This window comes from Bacillus thuringiensis (assembly GCF_001182785.1).
GTDB classification, from domain to species: Bacteria; Bacillota; Bacilli; order Bacillales; family Bacillaceae_G; genus Bacillus_A; species Bacillus_A thuringiensis_S.
The window spans coordinates 3,785,365-3,802,613 of record NZ_CP012099.1 but is presented as its reverse complement, the minus strand read 5'-3'; the positions used below and the strand labels follow the sequence as shown (position 1 = coordinate 3,802,613).

Sequence of the window (17,249 nt, the reverse complement as noted above, 5' to 3'; positions counted from 1 at the left end):
AGGTGTCCCGTTTTCAGGGTTCACTTCAAATAGAGAGGTTTTTTTATAGAAATTTTGTCGTTGTTTCATCATAGCGAATAGGATGGTGTGTTATGTCTTGTTTTAATAGTTGCGTGCGTAACGGTTCGTGCATGATGGAAAAATATACAGAGTTTGCTTTTTTCTCTATATCTAAAGCAGCATGGTCAAATGTTTTTGTATGAGTAAGGATTGGAAGTTCAATTTTTTTCTTGTTTTTTGAAAGGTAAGTTTGTCCTTTTTGTGACATGCCTAGCAGGCGGATATATGGTGCATGTTGTTCTATATTTGCGCTACGTATTTCCTCTTTTGTTGTGTTTGTTAAAATGTGTGTACAAGCTCTTTGTAATCTAGTCCATGTATAACGTTTTGTTTTTAATGCTTCCATGAATGAATAGAAGGAGGAACTGTTTTGTATTTTTGATAAAATACGATGCTCTAAACCTTCTTCTATTTCATATATATGTCGTAAGTCCCCTGGAGACATCGTCATGAGTTTATATTTAAAAAATGAAAAGTATTGTTCCCAATTATGTAATATCCCGTAGTTTTGTTTGTAATTTGCTAAAAGCGAAGCGTTTGCCTGTGGGAGAAAAGGTTCAATTGTTGTAAATGATCCTTCTTCGCTAAAGAGTTGTTTTCGAATGCTTGTCGCGCTTGCAATATGTTGGTCATTAAATGTTTCATCATGGTAATGAGAGGCGAATCTTTTTATAGTTTGAGCTTGTATAGAGCTATTTTGTGACAGAATTGCTTTAATGTATTGGAAGCCTAAAATATTATTTGGTTGTGACATATCTATGTTTTTTTCGGATGTTAAAATGTGTGCAAAAGCATCCGATGTTGCTTTTGCATAACTATTGCCAGCGTCCATGAATTGTTTTACAAGGCAGTTAAAAGTCTCTTCTTCGTTTTTTTGTACGGAGATGGTATTATAAAAATTTTCGATTTGTCCATCCTCACTACCGAAACAAATTTCAGAAACATGTAGGGCATTTAAAATGGAAATGGCACCATTTGCGAAGGTTTCAGCCTTTTGTGTTGCAAAGACGTATGGAAGCTCTACAACAAGGTCTACGCCGTTTGCTAAGGCCATTTTAGTGCGATACCATTTGGAAATGAGTGCGGGCTCACCACGCTGTAAAAAAGGACCACTCATAACGGCAATTATTATATCGGATTGTGTTAACTTTTTTGTCTCTTGCACATGATAAAGATGACCGTTATGAAAAGGGTTATATTCAACAACAATACCACTAGCTTTTATGGTAATCTCTCCTTTCGATGTAGCATCTTTTTGAAAAACGTGATACTCTATATATTATTTACTATGATGACTTCATTATAGTGTAAAGAAAAAACATTGACAAATATAAAATGGCTAGCTATAATTTTGTTTGTTGCCTTGAGGTGATATGATATGAAATGGTCCATCCATCAATTGAATAAATTGAGAAATAAAGGATTGACATTGGATGAGATGGTAGATGTAAGTGAGCTAAAAGAGGTCGAGAAAGATATTCGTGAAATTAATCCTGTTCATGTAACGGGAAGAGTTGATTTTGGCTCCGGTAAGTTTACGTTTCATCTACATATAACTGGAAGCATGGTTTTACCATGTTCTCGCTCTTTAGTAGATGTGACATTACCATTTGACATTAAAACAACTGAGGTGTTCCAAACTTCACAAGAAGAATTTGAAACTGAAGCTGAAATTCATTGTTTAGAAGGAGAAGTACTTGACTTACTGCCCGTAATCAAGGAAAATATACTTTTGGAGATTCCAATGCAAATTTTCAGTGATGATGTTTCTGGTGGAGCACCGACGCAAGGTCAAGACTGGCAAGTGATTTCGGAAGAAGACAAAGAAAAGACTGTTGATCCAAGATTGGCAGGACTTGCAAAGTTTTTTGACAAATAATCGGAAGACTGGTTCAGGCCTTCATATGAAAATAACTATTTCTTTTAAGGAGGTGGGAAGAATGGCTGTACCTTTTAGAAGAACTTCTAAAACAGTAAAAAGAAAGCGTCGTACGCATTTCAAATTATCAGTACCTGGTATGGTAGAGTGCCCAAGCTGTGGTGAAGCGAAATTAGCTCACCGTGTATGTAAAGCATGCGGTACTTACAAAGGTAAAGAAGTAATCAGCAAGTAATTGCGGGGAAATAAACGCAGAAGATATCTTCTGCGTTTATTTTTTTTTTTTGTCTTAATCTTTAGTTGTTGTATTCTATCTTTTCTAGTAACTGCATATGCTTAATAAAAAATGCATAGGGAGGACTAGAGAAATGGCGACAACAAGACAAGATGCTTGGACTGATGATGAAGATTTGCTTCTGGCAGAAGTAGTACTCCGGCATATTCGAGAAGGTGGAACACAACTTTCTGCCTTTAAGGAAGTGGGGAAAAATTTATCTCGTACACCAGCAGCATGTGGATTTAGATGGAATTCTTACGTAAGAAAGCAATATAAAGAACGTATTGAGGAAGCGAAGCAACTTCGTAAAGTAGAAAATTATGAAGTGAAAGAGACAAAGGTGTTAGAACCTACGTCAATTACGTTGAATGATGTTATTGATTTCTTGCAAAATTATAAAGATGAAAACTCTTTAACGGTGTTGCAACAACAAGTTGAATCATTACAAACAGAAAGAGAGCGTCTTCTGGAGCGATTATCAGTATATGAGGAAGAGTATAGAACATTGCTTGATTATATCGATCAAAAAAGAAGTGTAATGGTAGCGGAAAGAAACAATGCTCGCTCGACTGAGAAGTTAGAGAAGCTTAAGAAATAAAAAACAGCTGTTATACAGCTGTTTTTTTATTTCTTAAGCCGATTCTTCGTTTGTAACCGCATTCAAATTTGTTTCTGGATGCCAAATATAAAAATCTCCATCAGTTACTGATACGGGGCTGAAATTTAATTTATCCCAAAAACCAGCTGAATGAATACGCGCTATCGTTTTAATAGGAAATTGCAGTTGTTTCGCATGATTTACAAGCATTTGTCCGAATCCTTGTTTTTGAAAAGTTGGTAATACTTCAAGTTTATAAAGTTCTAGGTAAGGACCTGTAATTTCGAATGGTTCTCCGCCGTTTCTTTTCATATATAGACTCATACGTGCGATTAGTGATCCGCCATAATAAATACCGTAAAATGGAGATTCACTGTCGTTTTCAATAATGTTTGCTTGTAATTCTTCCAGCATAGATAGTTCCTGGGCTCCGCACCCTTTAAATTTTTTGAATTCATCTAACGTTTTATAATTGATGAGCAAGCGCTCAACTTTTGGGAATCCCATTACATCACATCCTTTTCTTATCTCGTTGAATGCAGAAAAGTAAAAATATTTATAATAATAGTATAACTCATTTTTTTATTTTTATGAAGAAGATAGTATATTTCTTTTATTATTTTTTTGAGGATTTGCTAAACTAAGAGTATAAGTGTATTAATAGGCAGTATATACATAGTGAAAAATGAGAGTGTATTTGTTTGGCAGAGGACAACGAAATTAGAGGGTGTGCTTATGTACTTTAAAAAGATATAAAAAAGGGGGGAGGCAAGGGCGCTTAATGTGAATCCCTTGTGTGAAAATGAAAATTGGAATTGTCGGACCAGGTGCTATTGGTCTATTGTATACATTTTATTTACAAAAAAGTAACCAAGATGTTACGTTGTTTACAAGAACAGCTAAGCAAGCTGAAGAGTTAAATGAAACAGGTATAACTTGTATTAGAGATGGAAGATGTGAAACGGTATATCCAGCTGTTTTACCGATAGAAAGTATGGTAGCGCAAAATTTAGATTATATATTTATTGCTGTGAAGCAATATCATATAGATGACATACTACCGTTTTTGGAAGGTGCATCATCATTAATCTTTTTGCAAAACGGAATGTCGCATCTTCCAAAGATGCTGCAAATAGGGAGTGAAAATATAGCTGTTGGTATTGTAGAACATGGTGCGAAAAAAGAGGCAGGGCATATCGTTCATCATACTGGAGTAGGTGTAACAAAATTTGGCGTGGTTTGTGGCCAATCTATACATTTTAAAAAAATATTTCATTCTTTTCCTGTTGCTTATTTCCCAGTTCAAATAGAAACGGATTGGGAAGAGATTATGCGCGAAAAATTAGTAGTAAATGTATGTATCAATCCGTTGACAGCGCTATTGGGAGTTAAGAATGGTGAATTAATCACGAATCGCTTTTTTTATCAGATGATGGAGCAAGTGTTTCAGGAGGTCGCATTTCTTATTAGAGAAGAAAAAGCGATGGTATGGCAAATGGTACGAAATGTGTGTGAAGGAACGTCTCGTAATACATCCTCTATGTTAGCGGATGTAAGAGCGAATAGACAGACGGAAATTAATGCGATTGTTGGGTATGTATTAGAAGAGGCTAAGAAACAGCAACGACCAGTTCCGACACTTCAATTTTTGTTCGATGCAATAAAAGGGTTAGAAACAAGAGTATAAGTGTTATTCTTTGCTTTTACGTGAAACATTGACTACAATGTGGATTGGTGAGAGAACTGGATACGAAAGGAAGAATTATATGGAGATAAAAGAAATCTCTGTTCCGCAACAAGGTGTTGTAGCGGACTATATGAACGGTAAAAAAGAGATACAGTCATGTTTTGATTATATGTTAACAGAAGATGCTTTTAAACAACGTTTACATGATTTGCGTGAAAGGGAGTTTTTCCGCCAAGATTTAGTAGCGCATTTATTAGAATATAATACAAAATTACAAGCGGGAGAATCTACACTTCAAAATGTAAAAGCGCTTGGAGATGGAAATACATATGTTGTTATAGCTGGACAACAAGCGGGATTATTAACTGGACCGCTTTATACAATTCATAAAGTTATTTCAATTTTACAGCTTGCAAAGGAAAAGGAAGAAAGTTTAGGAGTTAAAGTTGTCCCTGTCTTCTGGATTGCGGGTGAAGACCATGATATGGATGAGATTAACCATACTTTTGTAGCGAAAAATAAAAAGATGAAAAAAACTATTTTTTATGATCGTAATCCGAAAAAGGCGAGTGCTTCTGAGTCTGAACTTTCTGTTGAAGATTGTAGAAGTTGGATTGAAGAGATTTTTAAAACATACCCAGAAACAAATTTTACAAAGGATGTATTAAAATTTGTTGATGATGCTTTGAAAAAATCGAATACGTATGTAGATTTCTTTGCTCATCTTATTACGAAAATCTTTGCTAATTCTGGTTTAATCCTTGTTGATTCACATCATCCTGAATTAAGAAAGTTAGAAATTCCATTTTTCAAGCGAATTATAAGTAAGTATAAAGAGGTGCAAGAGGGGCTTCGTAATCAGCAGGAAGTAATTAAAGAACTAGGATACAAACCGATTATTGAAACGAAGTCTCATGCAGTGCATATATTCATGGAAATAGATAATGAACGAATATTGCTTGAAGAGCATCAAGGTAAGTTTGTTGGAAAGGATGGGGCGCATTCCTTTTCATATGAAGAGTTGATTGAAGAAATGGAGAGAAATCCGGCACGTTTTAGTAATAATGTTGTAACGCGTCCTCTTATGCAAGAGTATGTATTTCCTACGCTCGCATTTATTGGAGGTCCAGGGGAATTAGCTTATTGGAGTGAATTACAACAAGTATTCCATACTGTCGGTTTTCAAATGCCACCTGTCGTTCCTCGTCTTACAATTACTTATGTGGAGAGAGATATAGCGACAGATTTATTCGATCTGCAATTGAGAGAAAGTGATCCGTTTTTAAATGGTGTCGATAAACTGCGTGAAAACTGGTTGTCTAATCGAATAGAGGAACCGATTGATGATCATTTTGAAAAGGCAAAAAAAGAAATTGCTGATATTCATACATCTTTACAGCAATTTGTAAAGAAAATAGAGCCAGGGTTAGGTGCGTTTGCAGGGAAAAACGAATTGAAAATTAATGAACAAATTGAACTGCTGGAAAGAATGTTGAAAAGAAATGTTGAGAAAAAGTATGAGGTTCAACTAAATAAATTCCGCCGTATACAATTCGCACTTCGTCCATTAGGTGTGCCGCAAGAACGTGTGTGGAATGTATGTTATTATTTAAATCAGTTTGGTTTGGATTTCGTTGATCGTGTAATGGAAAACCCTTTTTCTTGGGACGGAAAACATCATGTTATAAAACTGTAAAATCTTGCTCTTTGGAGCAGGATTTTATTTTTATTCCGTTGAATTTACTGTGAAGTGATTTTTTTCTGAATTATCAATCAAAAAAAGTGTTAGATATGGTAATTGTGTTGGATACTTAAATATATGACAAAATAGCACAAAATGTAAACGTATTATTCGCTTTTTCGACAGTTTTTTATTTAAATTCCCGCAAAAGATGATAAAATTTAGTATATAATAAAAGAAAATAGCGATTTGTATAGTATGTTGCCTTTGTTGGTAAGTTAAATGAGTCGTTCTTTCGTATTATTTCATTCTCTAAGCGTGAAATATGTGCTTAGAGGAAGGGATACATTCAACATAATTAATTGGAAAAAGAGTAGGTGCAACAATGTTTAAACACGTAACAGTGCTTTTAAAGGAAACAGTAGACGGCTTAGATATAAAGCCAGATGGTACATATGTAGATTGTACACTGGGGGGAGGAGGACATAGTTCTTATTTATTATCCCAATTAACTGAAGGTGGAAAATTAATAGCGTTTGATCAAGATGAGATAGCGATTCAAAACGCGAAAGAAAAGTTCTCTTCATACGGTGAACAGTTTATAACAGTAAAGAGTAACTTCCGTTATTTAGCTGAAAAACTGCAAGAAATAGGTATAACAGAAGTAGACGGTATTTTATTTGATTTAGGTGTTTCATCCCCACAATTAGATACACCAGAGCGAGGCTTTAGTTATCATCATGATGCACCGTTAGATATGCGGATGGATCAAGATGCCCCATTAACAGCATATGATGTTGTAAATAGCTGGTCATATGAACAACTTGTAAGGATTTTCTTCCAATACGGTGAAGAGAAATTTTCAAAACAAATTGCAAGAAAAATTGAAGCTTATCGTGAGAATAAAGCTATTGAAACGACAGGAGAATTAGTAGAGCTAATTAAAGAAGGTATTCCGGCTCCTGCTCGTAGAACTGGTGGGCATCCTGCTAAGCGAGTGTTTCAGGCAATTCGTATAGCTGTAAATGATGAATTAAAAGTATTTGAAGAAGCATTGGAATCTGCTATTGAGATGGTTAAACCAGGTGGAAGGGTTAGTGTTATAACATTCCATTCATTAGAAGATCGCATTTGTAAAACAACGTTTAAGCGAAATAGTACAACGCCACAATTGCCGCCAGGATTACCGATTATTCCTGATGAATTTAAGCCGAAATTAAAGCTTATTACAAGAAAACCGATTTTACCTTCTGATATAGAGCTAGAAGAAAATAATCGTGCGCGTTCTGCGAAGTTGAGAATCGCTGAAAAACGATAAAAGGGAGAGAGAGGTATGACTAATTTAGCTGTAAAGTACAAACAACAAGCGCAAGAAGAGGTGCAAATTCAAACGCCCCCACAGCAGATGGCTAAGCCGAAGGTTAAAGCAAAAATTACAAGAATCGAAAAAATGTTGTATGTAGCGTTTATTGGCTTTTTATTGTATGCCTGTGTCGCGTTTATTGGAAATAAAGCAGGCCTTTATCAAGTTAATGTAGAAGCAGCGACGATAGAAGAAAAAATTGTACAGCAGCAAAAAGAAAATCAAGAATTACAAGCTGAAGTAGAGAAGTTAAGTCGCTATGAACGAATCGCTGAAGTTGCAAAAAAACACGGGCTAGAAATTAATGCGAATAATGTGAAAGGCCTCAAATAAGGCAATAGGTGTGAAGGAAAGATGAAGAAGAATATGACTAAATTTCATACCAATAAGGGAGCAGGTTATTTTATGATATTTTTCCTCCTGCTCTTTTTGCTGTTATTAGCCCGATTTTTTTACATACAATCAACAGGAACAGTGCATAATCAAGATTTAGATGCACTTGCTAAACAAAAGCATAGTAAAAAAGGAGTTCTTGAAGCGAACCGAGGCACCATTTATGATCAAAATGGTCATGTGTTAGCGCAAGACGCAAACTCTTATAAAATAGTAGCTGCGCTAAAAGGTGCTAACTCTGTTGAGAATAAAGAAGATACTGCAAAGAAAATTGCAGGAGTACTTGGAAAAGGCGAAGAGGATATTTTAGCTTCCTTGAATAAGGAAGGTAGAAGTCAAGTCGAATTTGGAACGTTAGGTAAGGATTTGACGAAAGAAAAGAAGGAACAAATAGAAGCGTTGAAGTTGCCGGGAATATCTTTTATTACAGAAAATGCAAGGGTGTATCCAAACGGTGATTTTGCATCTTACGTTATAGGTCATGCAAAACCAAATGAGAATGGGACCTCGGTAGGTCAATTTGGTATAGAGAAAAGCTTGGATAAATATTTAAGTGCTTCTAACGGAGAAGTAGCATATACAGGTGATCGTAAAGGTGTATCCCTTGATGGTGGAAAAGTTAACGTAAAGGCACCTAAAAATGGAGATAACGCGTATTTAACAATTGATCAACGTGTCCAAAGTTATTTAGAAGACGCGATGAAAGCAGCAAGTAAGCAATATGAGCCAGAAAGTTTAATAGGGATTGTTGCAGATCCGAAAACTGGAAAAATATTAGCGATGTCTACTAAACCTAGTTATGACCCTAATGATCGTCAAATTAAATATTTCTTCAATGATGCAATCGCAAATGCATTTGAACCTGGATCAACAATGAAAATTTTTACGTTAGCGGCAGCTATTAATGAAGGTGTGTACAAAGGACAAGATTATTATCAGTCTGGGACATATCAAGTCGGAAATAGGAAAATAAAAGACCATAACGGTGGTGCTGGTTGGGGTTCTATCACCTTTGATGAAGGGGTAGAGCGTTCTTCAAACGTAGCGTTTGCAATTTTAGGAGACCAAAAACTTGGTCCAGAACGTTTCCGAAAATATATTCATAGTTTTGGATTAGATGAAAAAACGAACATTGATTTATCAGGTGAAGGATCGAATACAATTTTATTCGATCAGCAAATACAACAAGTGACAACAGCTTTTGGACAAGGTTCCACTGTAACACCAATTCAGCTTGTACAAGCTGCAACGGCCATTGCAAATGATGGGAAAATGATGAAACCTTATGCAATTGATAAAATTGTAGATCCGATAACAGGGAAAGTGAAATTAGAACATAAGCCAGAAGAAGTAGGAAAACCTGTTACAAAGGAAACAGCAGCGCAAGTAAGACAGTTATTAGAACGCGTTGTTACATCTCCGAAAGGTACAGGGACAGCTTATAAAATTGATGGATATTCAGTTGGTGGTAAGACAGGAACAGCGCAAATTCCGGATGGAAAAGGCGGCTATATGACAGGAAGACAGAATTATATATTCTCATTCTTAGGTATGGCACCAATGGACGACCCACAACTTGTTGTGTATGTAGCTGTTAAACAGCCGAAATTAAAAGATGATGAGAACGGTGCACAGCCTTTAGCTGATATTTTTAAATATGTAACAAAAAATAGTTTAGAGTATTTAAAGATTAAGCCAAATGAAGTGAAAGACCCGAAAAAACATCTGAAAGAGCAACAAACTACTGTTCCAGATGTAACTGGTAAAACGATGGCTGAAGCGGGGAAAGCAATTGATAAAGCAAAACTTCGTCCAATCGTATTAGGTGAAGGGAAAGTACAGCAACAAGTACCAAAAGCGACTGAACAAACATTGAAAGGTGACCGAGTCTTCTTGGTAGGAGATAAGCCTACAATGCCAAATATACAAGGATGGGCATTACGTGATGTTATGAATTTAGCGAAGACATTACAGCTTAACTTGAAGCCTTCTGGTACTGGATACGTAACAGAACAAAGTGTGGCGGAAGGAACGTTATTACAACCTGGTACAGAATTAGGTGTCACACTCGTACCGCCACTCGAACCACAACAAGAAGCAGAAAAGCCGTAATGGTAAAAGAGAAGAAGTTCTAATTAAATAAGTACAAGCATATATTGGAACAAGCTAGGCGTAAGGGAGGCTTGTTCCGATATGCGTGTATCAAATGTAACAGTTAGAAAACGACTTATTTTTATACTTATATCAGGTATACTTATTTTCACTATTATCGATATTCGTCTTGGATATGTGCAATTTTTTCTTGGGAATATGTTAACGGATCGTGCGAAAGATTCATGGAGTCGTAATATTACTTTTGAACCCGAACGTGGGAAAATTTTAGACCGAAATGGTGTGGAACTTGCCACGAATAAAAGTGCTCCAACTGTCTTTGTTGTACCGAGGCAAATTGAAAAACCAGCAGAGACTGCAGAGAAGTTAGCTGCAGTATTAGGTGTGGAAAAAGATGAGATTTATAAAAGGATTACAAAAAAAGAATCGATTGTAAGGTTAGATAAAGGCGGAAGGAAAATATCACATGACAAAGCGAAAGAAGTACGAGGATTAAGTTTGAAGGGCGTGTATATCGCAGAAGATTCTATCCGGTACTATCCATTTGGAAACTTTTTATCACATGTATTAGGTTTTGCAGGTAGCGATAACCAAGGTCTTATGGGACTAGAAAAATATTATGATAAAGAGCTAAATGGGGACAAAGGTCATGTGCGTTTTTTTGCAGATGCGAAAGGACAAAGGATGCCTAATGTTGGGGATGATTTCAAAAAACCAGAAGCCGGTTTAAATTTAGGATTAACAATCGATGCGCGTATTACAAGGATTATGGAAAGAGAAATGAATATTGCGGAGTCAACTTATAATCCAGACGGTATGATTGCAATTGCAATGAATCCTAAAAATGGTGAAATTTTAGGTATGTCTAGTCGGCCGAGTTTTGATCCAGCGGATTTTCAAAGTGTCTCTCCAGAAGTGTATAACAGAAATCTACCTGTGTGGAGTACGTATGAGCCTGGTTCAACATTTAAGATCATTACACTAGCTGCAGCATTGAATGAAAATTTAGTAGACTTAGAGAAGGATACGTTTTATGATGATGGAGCAGCTGAAGTCGGTGGAGCTAGATTGAAATGCTGGAAAGCAGGAGGTCATGGCAGTCAAACGTTTTTAGAAGTCGTTCAAAACTCATGTAACCCGGGATTTATTGAACTTGGTGATCGCCTTGGTAAAGACCGATTATTTAAATACATTCGTAATTTCGGCTTTGGACAGAAAACAGGAATTGACTTGCAAGGTGAAGGCAGTGGGATTTTATTTAATTTAGATAAAGTTGGTCCAGTAGAGCAAGCAACAACTTCATTCGGCCAAGGGGTTTCTGTTACACCAATTCAACAAGTGGCAGCTGTAGCGGCGGCTGTAAATGGTGGAACATTGTACCAGCCGTATATAGCTAAGGAATTTATTGATCCGGAAAATAATCAAGTTGTTAGTAAAAAGACACCTGTTGAGAAAAGAAAAGTTATTTCCAAGGAAACTTCAGAAAAAGTTCGTTATGCATTAGAGAATGTTGTAGCGAAAGGTTCTGGTAAAGGAGCTTATATTGATGGATATCGTGTAGGTGGAAAAACGGGTACTGCTCAAAAGGTGAAAGATGGTAAATATTTAGAGAATAATTATATAGTATCTTTTATCGGATTTGCTCCAGCGGATGATCCAGAGATTGTTGTGTATGTTGCTGTTGATAATCCAAAAGGAGTTACACAGTTTGGTGGAGTGGTAGCAGCTCCAATTGTCGGGAATATCCTTCGAGATGCGCTTCCTGTTATGGGAGTGAAACCGAGAAAAGAACAAGTTGAGAAAGAATATAAATGGGGCGATACACCAACTGTGGAAGTTCCGAATTTAATTGGAATGAAAAAGAAAGACTTACAAACACAACTCGTCGATTTGAAGCTTGATATAAGTGGAGATGGAGAGAAAGTAATTAAGCAATCACCAGAAGCGGGAGCTAAAGTAAAAGAAGGCTCAAAAATTAGAATTTACTTCGGGAATTAAAGGTAACATAGTACGTTTTATGGTACAATTGGTGGAAGTGAGTTCTTTATAGAACAGTTACTTAATTTGAGACAATAAGTGTCTCATTCATAAATAGGCCAGTAGCACTTACCTCCTTATATAGGAGGTAATGTGTTGCTTACTGAAAAAAAGATAAATAAACAATGTAGAGAGGGTTTAGTGAAATGAAGTTGCATACACTTTTATCATGTTTGCATGATTTTCCAGTTGTTCCAAAAGAAAATCCAGAAATCACATCTATAGAAGCTGATTCACGTAAAGTGAAAGAAGGAAGCTTATTTGTATGTATGAAAGGATATACGGTTGATAGCCATGATTTTGCTAAGCAAGCAGCGGCACAAGGGGCGGCTGCTATTGTTGCGGAAAGACCAATTGATGTTGACGTTCCAGTTGTACTTGTGAAAAATACTTTTCGTTCGTTAGCGGTTTTAGCTGATTATTTTTATGGTCAACCGACACACAAGTTACATTTAATCGGAATTACAGGTACAAATGGAAAGACAACAACATCGCATATTATGGATGAGATTATGCGAGCACATGGTCATAAAACAGGGCTAATTGGAACGATTAATATGAAAATCGGTGATGAAACATTTGAGGTGAAAAATACAACACCAGATGCACTAACACTTCAACAGACGTTTTCAAAAATGGTTGAACAAGGTGTGGACAGCACGGTAATGGAAGTTTCGTCACATGCGTTAGATCTTGGGCGTGTACATGGATGTGATTACGATGTAGCGGTGTTTACGAATTTAACACAAGATCATTTAGACTATCATAAAACGATGGAAGAATATAAACATGCAAAAGGGTTACTATTTGCACAGCTTGGCAATAGTTATAATCATAATCGTGAAAAATACGCTGTGCTGAATAGCGATGATAATGTAACAGAAGAGTATATGAGAAGTACTGCAGCAACAGTTGTAACATATGGTATTGACACAACAAGTGACATTATGGCCAAAAATATCGTTATGACGAGTGGCGGGACTACATTTACGCTTGTCACACCGTATGAAAGTGTAAATGTTACGATGAAATTAATAGGTAAATTTAATGTATATAACGTACTTGCAGCAACAGCAGCAGGACTTGTTTCGGGTGTGAAATTAGAAACAATCATTGCTGTTATAAAGGAACTAGCTGGGGTTCCAGGACGCTTTGAAGTTGTTGATGGCGGACAAAATTATACAGTTATTGTTGATTATGCACATACGCCGGATAGTTTAGAAAATGTATTAAAAACTGCAAAACAATTTGCAAAAGGTGATGTGTATTGTATCGTTGGTTGTGGCGGCGATAGGGATCGAACGAAGAGACCGATAATGGCAAGTGTTGCAACGAAATATGCAACTCATGCAATTTATACATCAGATAATCCAAGAAGTGAAGATCCAGCGGCTATTTTAGATGATATGGTACATGGTGCAAGTGGGAATAATTATGAAGTGATTATTGATAGAAAAGAAGCAATACACCATGCAATTGCTAAAGTGAAAGCAGATGATATCATTATTATTGCTGGTAAGGGTCATGAAACGTATCAAATTATTGGTAAAGAAGTTCATCATTTTGATGATCGTGAAGTTGCTAAAGAAGCAATTATAGGGCGTTTAAACAACGAAGAGTAACAACGTGAGAGGAGGACTACATGTGCTTGAGCAAGGTTTATTAGTAACGGCTGGGGTAGCATTCTTAATTTCTGTTGCCCTTTCGCCATTGTTTATTCCATTTTTAAGAAAATTAAAGTTCGGACAGAGTATTCGTGATGAGGGACCAAAGTCACATCAAAAAAAATCAGGGACACCGACAATGGGTGGTATCGTCATATACGTATCTATGATGGTAACTTCACTTATTATGGCGATTAAGTTTAATTATTTAGGTGCAGAGGTTTCGTTATTACTATTAGTGACATTTGGTTACGGGTTGATCGGATTTTTAGATGACTACATAAAGGTAGTTAAGAAGAGAAATCTTGGTTTAACATCAAAACAAAAATTAGTAGGTCAGCTTGTTATTGCTATTGCGTTCTTTTTAATTGGAAAAGGGCAAGCGTTCCACACATACATCATGATTCCGGGAACGGATGTTAAGTTTGAATTAGGTTGGGCGTATTTTGTACTTGTACTATTTATGCTTATTGGTGGATCAAATGCAGTTAACTTAACTGATGGTTTAGATGGTTTATTATCAGGAACAGCGGCTATTGCATTTGGAGCATTTAGTATTATTGCTGTGGCACAAGAGCAATTTGGAGTAGCGATATTCTGTATGGCAGTTGTAGGAGCTGTACTTGGATTTTTAGTATTCAATGCGAATCCAGCAAAAGTGTTTATGGGAGATACAGGTTCATTAGCTTTAGGTGGAGCCATTGCAGCTGTAGCGATTTTATTAAAACAAGAATTGCTACTTGTAATTATTGGCGGAGTATTCGTAATGGAAACTTTATCGGTTATTATTCAGGTCATTTCATTTAAAACAACAGGAAAACGTGTCTTTAAAATGAGTCCATTACATCATCATTATGAATTATGTGGTTGGTCAGAGTGGCGTGTTGTTGTGACGTTTTGGTCTGCAGGATTTTTATTAGCTGTGTTAGGAATTTATATCGGGGTGTGGATGTAATTGAAAACTGTAACTGAATTTCAAAATAAGAATATTCTTGTATTAGGCATTGCAAAAAGTGGTTATGCAGCAGCTACATTGTTACAAAAGTTAGGGGCAAATGTTATTGTAAATGACGGAAAACCTTTAGCAGACAATGTACTTGCTGCAGAATTACAAGCAAAAGGAATGGACGTTGTATGCGGTGGTCATCCTTTAGAATTATTAGAGAGAAATATTTCTCTTGTAGTAAAAAATCCAGGAATTCCGTATTCTAATCCAATATTAGTTGCTGCGAAAGAAAAGCAAATTCCAATTGTTACGGAAGTTGAATTAGCATATCGTATTTCAAAAGCACCATTTGTTGGGATTACGGGGTCTAACGGTAAAACGACGACGACAATGCTTACATTTGAAATGCTAAAAGAAGGACAAAAGCATCCTGTAATTGCAGGGAACATTGGAACAGTAGCGTGTGAAGTAGCACAGGATGCAAAAGAAAATGAAGTTATAGTTACAGAACTTTCATCATTCCAATTGATGGGAGTAGAATCGTTCCAACCTAAAATTGCAGCGTTCTTAAACTTATTTGAAGCCCACTTAGATTATCATGGGACGAAGAAGGAATATGGTTTAGCAAAAGCAAATATTTTTAAAAACCAAACAGAAAACGACTATAGTGTAATAAATGCGGATGATGCAGACGTGATGGCTTTATCTGCAGATACTAAAGGCCAAAAAATCCTGTTTTCGACAACGAAAGAAATTGAAGATGGCGCGTGTATAAAAGACAACGCTCTTTATTTCAAAGGTGAAAAAGTTGTTGAAGTAAGCGATATCGTTTTACCTGGTCAACATAATCTAGAAAATATTTTAGCTGCGATGAGTATTGCGAAATTATTAGGTACTTCTAATGAAGCAATTACGGTCGTGTTAAAACGTTTTACGGGTGTAAAACATCGATTAGAATATGTAACAACGATTAACAACCGTAAGTTTTATAATGATTCAAAAGCAACGAATATGTTAGCGACTGAGAAAGCATTATCTGCGTTTACACAACCGATTGTGTTACTAGCAGGTGGGCTTGATCGCGGAAATGAATTCGATGATTTAATTCCGTATTTCAAAAATGTAAAAGCGATTGTAACATTTGGACAAACAGCTCCCAAACTAGTAAGAGCGGCAGAAAAAGCGGGATTAGATATAATTGAAAGTGTCGATACTTTAGATGAAGCAGTGGTGAAAGCTTATGCTCATTCTAAAGATGGTGATGTTGTTCTTCTTTCTCCAGCGTGTGCAAGCTGGGATCAATTTAAAACATTTGAAGAAAGAGGAGACATTTTTATACAAGCTGTGCATAAACTTATATAAAGTAAATCAAAACATCAGTAGGCTAACACCTACTGATGTTTTGTTACATAGGGCAAAAGGTTCTGCCTAAAGAGGTGGTGTTTGTGGGTAATGAAGAAAACGCCTGATTTTATTCTCATCATCGTAACACTTTCTTTGTTGACAATCGGAATGATTATGGTTTATAGTGCGAGTGCGGTTTGGGCCTCTTATAAAATGGGGGACTCATTCTTTTTTGCCAAAAGACAATTATTGTTTGCGGGTCTTGGTGTAGTAGCTATGTTTTTTATTATGAAAATTGATTATTGGGTGTGGCGTACGTATTCAAAAGTAATTTTGCTAGTTTGCTTCATTCTTCTTATTCTCGTTCTTATTCCTGGAGTAGGTCTTGTCCGAGGAGGAGCACGAAGTTGGATTGGGATCGGAGCCTTTTCGATTCAACCGTCAGAATTTATGAAGTTTGCGATGATTATTTTCTTGGCAAAGTTTTTAGCGGAACGGCAAAAATTGATTACATCTTTTAAACGTGGTTTATTACCGGCTCTTAGTTTTGTGTTTCTTGCTTTTGGGATGATTATGTTACAGCCAGACCTTGGGACAGGAACGGTAATGGTTGGAACATGTATAATTATGATATTTATTTCGGGAGCGAGGGTCTTTCACTTTGCAATGTTTGGTTTACTTGGTGTAGCAGGATTTGTAGCGTTAATCGCATCAGCACCGTATCGAATGAAACGCATTACATCATATTTAGATCCGTGGGCAGATCCGCTTGGAAGTGGATTTCAAATTATCCAATCACTACTCGCAATTGGACCTGGTGGATTATTTGGGCTTGGACTTGGACAAAGTAGACAAAAATTTCTTTACTTACCTGAACCACAAACTGACTTTATATTTGCGATCTTATCCGAGGAATTAGGTTTTATTGGTGGTTCATTTGTGTTATTATTATTTAGTCTATTATTATGGCGCGGGATTCGTATCGCATTAGGAGCGCCAGATTTATATGGTACGTTTTTAGCAGTAGGTATTGTGGCGATGATTGCGATTCAAGTAATGATTAATGTTGGTGTTGTAACAGGGCTGATGCCTGTTACGGGTATTACCTTGCCGTTTTTAAGTTATGGTGGATCAAGTTTGACATTAATGTTAATGGCAGTAGGTGTATTATTAAATATAAGTCGCCATTCTCGCTACTAAACCCTGTT

Annotated in this window: 15 protein-coding genes; 13 read left to right on the top strand and 2 right to left on the bottom strand. The window is 36.4% G+C overall.

Going from position 1 to position 17,249, the window contains the following annotated elements:
* Nucleotides 1-43 precede the first annotated feature (43 nt).
* Nucleotides 44-1,225, bottom strand: coding sequence for a nucleotidyltransferase (locus AC241_RS19380; protein WP_029443140.1), 1,182 nt, complete (start codon nt 1,223-1,225; stop codon nt 44-46).
* Between the two features lie 213 nt (nt 1,226-1,438).
* On the opposite strand from AC241_RS19380, the gene AC241_RS19375 reads away from it, so the two are divergent.
* From AC241_RS19375 to AC241_RS19365, 3 genes are all read left to right on the top strand, one after another.
* Nucleotides 1,439-1,939: a YceD family protein gene (locus AC241_RS19375; RefSeq protein ID WP_000872146.1), complete on the top strand. Its 501-nt coding sequence runs from the start codon at nt 1,439-1,441 to the stop codon at nt 1,937-1,939.
* A gap of 61 nt (nt 1,940-2,000) precedes the next feature.
* Nucleotides 2,001-2,174, top strand: a complete 174-nt coding sequence (rpmF, locus tag AC241_RS19370; protein ID WP_001984764.1) for a 50S ribosomal protein L32 — start codon at nt 2,001-2,003, stop codon at nt 2,172-2,174.
* Between the two features lie 133 nt (nt 2,175-2,307).
* Nucleotides 2,308-2,814, top strand: coding sequence for an RsfA family transcriptional regulator (locus AC241_RS19365; RefSeq protein ID WP_000246469.1), 507 nt, complete (start codon nt 2,308-2,310; stop codon nt 2,812-2,814).
* A 33-nt stretch (nt 2,815-2,847) separates the two neighbouring features.
* Here AC241_RS19365 and AC241_RS19360 read toward each other — a convergent pair whose 3' ends face one another.
* Complete coding sequence (locus AC241_RS19360) at nt 2,848-3,321, bottom strand: N-acetyltransferase (RefSeq protein WP_000506690.1); 474 nt, start codon at nt 3,319-3,321, stop codon at nt 2,848-2,850.
* Nucleotides 3,322-3,616: 295 nt separating this feature from the next.
* Here AC241_RS19360 and panE point away from each other — a divergent pair, with 295 nt between their 5' ends.
* The 10 genes from panE to spoVE all read left to right on the top strand — a co-directional run bounded on the left by panE (nt 3,617) and on the right by spoVE (nt 17,241).
* Nucleotides 3,617-4,501 (top strand): 2-dehydropantoate 2-reductase, encoded by an 885-nt coding sequence (gene panE, locus AC241_RS19355; protein WP_050844872.1) that lies wholly within the window; start codon nt 3,617-3,619, stop codon nt 4,499-4,501.
* 79 nt (nt 4,502-4,580) lie between these two features.
* Entirely contained in the window at nt 4,581-6,197 is a 1,617-nt protein-coding gene (gene bshC / locus AC241_RS19350; RefSeq protein WP_043937056.1) for a bacillithiol biosynthesis cysteine-adding enzyme BshC, read from the top strand.
* A 370-nt stretch (nt 6,198-6,567) separates the two neighbouring features.
* The gene (gene rsmH, locus AC241_RS19345; RefSeq protein WP_000472508.1) at nt 6,568-7,500 is read left to right on the top strand and encodes a 16S rRNA (cytosine(1402)-N(4))-methyltransferase RsmH; all 933 of its coding nucleotides are present in this window, start codon (nt 6,568-6,570) and stop codon (nt 7,498-7,500) included.
* A gap of 15 nt (nt 7,501-7,515) precedes the next feature.
* A complete protein-coding gene (gene ftsL / locus AC241_RS19340) occupies nt 7,516-7,878 on the top strand; it encodes a cell division protein FtsL (RefSeq protein WP_016080471.1) in 363 nt (120 codons plus the stop codon).
* 21 nt (nt 7,879-7,899) lie between these two features.
* Entirely contained in the window at nt 7,900-10,050 is a 2,151-nt protein-coding gene (locus AC241_RS19335; RefSeq protein ID WP_080117117.1) for a penicillin-binding protein, read from the top strand.
* 81 nt (nt 10,051-10,131) lie between these two features.
* Nucleotides 10,132-12,048, top strand: a complete 1,917-nt coding sequence (locus AC241_RS19330) for a stage V sporulation protein D (protein WP_016080473.1) — start codon at nt 10,132-10,134, stop codon at nt 12,046-12,048.
* A gap of 185 nt (nt 12,049-12,233) precedes the next feature.
* Entirely contained in the window at nt 12,234-13,709 is a 1,476-nt protein-coding gene (murE, locus tag AC241_RS19325) for a UDP-N-acetylmuramoyl-L-alanyl-D-glutamate--2,6-diaminopimelate ligase (RefSeq protein WP_016080474.1), read from the top strand.
* Nucleotides 13,710-13,731: 22 nt separating this feature from the next.
* The gene (gene mraY / locus AC241_RS19320) at nt 13,732-14,706 is read left to right on the top strand and encodes a phospho-N-acetylmuramoyl-pentapeptide-transferase (protein WP_000893060.1); all 975 of its coding nucleotides are present in this window, start codon (nt 13,732-13,734) and stop codon (nt 14,704-14,706) included.
* Nucleotides 14,707-16,059 (top strand): UDP-N-acetylmuramoyl-L-alanine--D-glutamate ligase, encoded by a 1,353-nt coding sequence (gene murD / locus AC241_RS19315; RefSeq protein WP_016080475.1) that lies wholly within the window; start codon nt 14,707-14,709, stop codon nt 16,057-16,059.
* Between the two features lie 90 nt (nt 16,060-16,149).
* Nucleotides 16,150-17,241, top strand: a complete 1,092-nt coding sequence (gene spoVE, locus AC241_RS19310; RefSeq protein ID WP_016080476.1) for a stage V sporulation protein E — start codon at nt 16,150-16,152, stop codon at nt 17,239-17,241.
* Nucleotides 17,242-17,249 lie beyond the last annotated feature (8 nt).